Below are 2,506 nucleotides of genomic sequence, written 5' to 3' on the forward strand. Positions count from 1 at the left end.
AAAAAGCGTCATGGAGAAGCTCAAAATATTTCTTATAGTGCCGACCTTGAGATTTTTGAGGGCTGGTGGAAGAATAAGCAAAGTTAGTGCGAGCATTGGTGAAGCTCTGAATTTCAAGCCGATCATAACCATGAACCAGGAAGGCGACCTTGTTGCCATAGCAAAAGCCAGGGGTATGAAAAGAGCAGTGGTAAAGCTCATCCAAAAGCTCGAAGAGGAAACGAAAGGGAAAAAGCTCAGGGCAGCAGCCGTTTATCATTCTGGTAGCGATAAAGAAACACTTGAATATGCCAAAAAACTCAAAGAGAAATTATTGCTTCTGGGTGCTCCAAAGATAATGGAAAGAAATATCTCCTCTGTGCTGCTCGTTCACGCAGGCAGTGGGCTTGTAGGCGCTGGTGTTCTTTTCATGTAGATATTTATACATTATCCTAAGACCTGCCATGGAAAGCGAATATGAAGTGATAAAGTAAGCATGTATGATTCTATACCGAAAAACAGCGACCTCACAATTGAAAGCTTCATGGAAAAGACTATAAAAGATTCCTGAAAATGTTTGGCTTTGAAGAATTTTCTAATCTTCTATACTATTTTCTTTGATAAGCTTTGAGTATTCTTCGGCACTTTTCCTTGGTTCTAAACTCAGGTCTTGAAAGTTGGTTTCATAAAGTCCGAATTTCATGGAATAGCCTTCTTTCCATTCAAAATTATCCATGAGAGACCAATACATATATCCCACAACCCGGGCACCTTTTTCAATAGCCTGATGCAAGCTTTTCAAAGCTGTTTTGATATATCGCCATCGTTTTTCATCTGTGGCGTCGGCAATCCCGTTTTCAGTTACGATAATGGGTAATTTGTACCTTCTGTAATATTTTAAAACCACTTCACCAAGCCCTTCCGGATAAAATTCGTAGCCCATATCTGTTTTCTCCGTTACTGGTTCTGGAAACTCTGGTTCAGGGCTTGCATTCTTGACAAAGATGCGGGTGTAGTAATTGACGCCGACAAAATCGAGATTCCCTCTTATTCTTTCAGCGCTCTCACCTTTACCAAGAGGTTTTAACAATCTTCCTTTCATAATGGAATCGATAAAGGCGTTGTTGTATATATGATCAAGCCTTGATGCTATTATCCTGTCAAAAAGGTTGTATTTGCGTGCGGGTTTGAAAGGCATAAAGTTATATGCAATTCCCACCATTGAAGCGGGATACTTTTCCTTTATGATGTCATAGGCTATATTGTGAGCGAAGATGAAGTTTGAAAGAACCTGCGTGGCTCTTCCCATATCTTTTATCTCTGGTGGCCATTCGCCTTTGAAATAAGACTGAATCGAATAAACATTGGGTTCATTCACTGTTATCCAGATGGGAACAAAGCTTCCCAAGGAAGAGATGACTTTTTCCACATACCTCTTGAAATACCTCAAGTTTTCCCTGTTTTCCCAGCCTCCAAGTTCTGAAAACCACAGCGGATTCACAAAATGGTGAAGAGTTACTATTGGTTTTATACCCTCTTCCACAAGTCTTATAGTGAAGTTACGGTATCTGGAGAGAGATTCATCATCAAATTTATTTATTCGAGGTTCAACCCTAGCCCATTCTATTGAATACCTATATGCTTTAACTCCGAGCTCTTTAAGAGCTTTAATATCTCTTTCGAGATTATCCCAGCTACCGCAAGCTATTTCAGAAGTATCGTTGTTTCTAACCTTTCCGAGCTTTTCCCAGGCATACCAATCTGAAAAGAAGTTTTTTCCTTCTATCTGATGCCCAGCAGTAGCAACTCCCCAGAGGAATCCCGATGGAAATACTCGCACACAACCACCCCCACATAATTTTAGCATGTGAGGAGCATGAAACCGAAATGATAAGACTGCAAGGCTTTAACTCAAATCATTCTTCATGAATTTCCTTACCATAGGCGGTTATTGGGAGCGTTTCTACCCATTTCCAATAATATCCTGCCTGATCGTTCCAGTCAGATCCCGGGGATTCATCCCATCCTAAGGGTTTCACTACAACGAGTTTCGAATCAGAAACGCCATCAGGAGTAACAATATAGTAAAAGGGAAGGAATTCATGATCATAATTGCCTTCAACACCCGTAGTGCTGATCACGCTCAGCTTGATGCTGAAAGGCTCATCAGGAGGAACAACGACAATTTCCAGTTTCTTGTTTTCTTCTGTAAGGCTGGAAGATTTGACAATTCCAGGTGAGGCATCAATCGTGTAAGTTGCTATGGCCGTGTGAAATTCGTATGATAGCGTTTCCGTTGAACCGTATGAGATGTATGCTTCTGGCTCCTTTTTCATCAGGGTTATTTCACCAGAAATTTCAACGCCTGCCGAGTGAATATTCACAAGAAAAAGTCCAGATGGGTGGTCGTTGTAAAATCTTGAATCAGGGTGTGTGTTTGGTGTGAAAGCCGTATTATTGCTGGTGCCTGGAAATGGGTCTCCTGCCGATCCTCGGTCGTTATGAGGAGGAGTGTAAAAATCCAGAG

General features: G+C 41.3%; 2 protein-coding genes and 1 pseudogene. 1 reads left to right on the plus strand and 2 read right to left on the minus strand.

The window, feature by feature from the left end:
• The coding region (locus AC3LHT_RS10270) for a DegV family protein (protein WP_488662825.1) at window positions 1-415 on the plus strand (415 nt) is incomplete at its 5' end.
• 159 nt (window positions 416-574) lie between these two features.
• Here the strand turns inward: AC3LHT_RS10270 and AC3LHT_RS10275 are convergent.
• Complete coding sequence (locus AC3LHT_RS10275; RefSeq protein WP_488662826.1) at window positions 575-1,819, minus strand: glycoside hydrolase family 1 protein; 1,245 nt, start codon at window positions 1,817-1,819, stop codon at window positions 575-577.
• A gap of 76 nt (window positions 1,820-1,895) precedes the next feature.
• A pseudogene (locus AC3LHT_RS10280) lies at window positions 1,896-2,506 on the minus strand (hypothetical protein); the annotation flags it as partial.

This window comes from Kosmotoga sp., assembly GCF_982836095.1.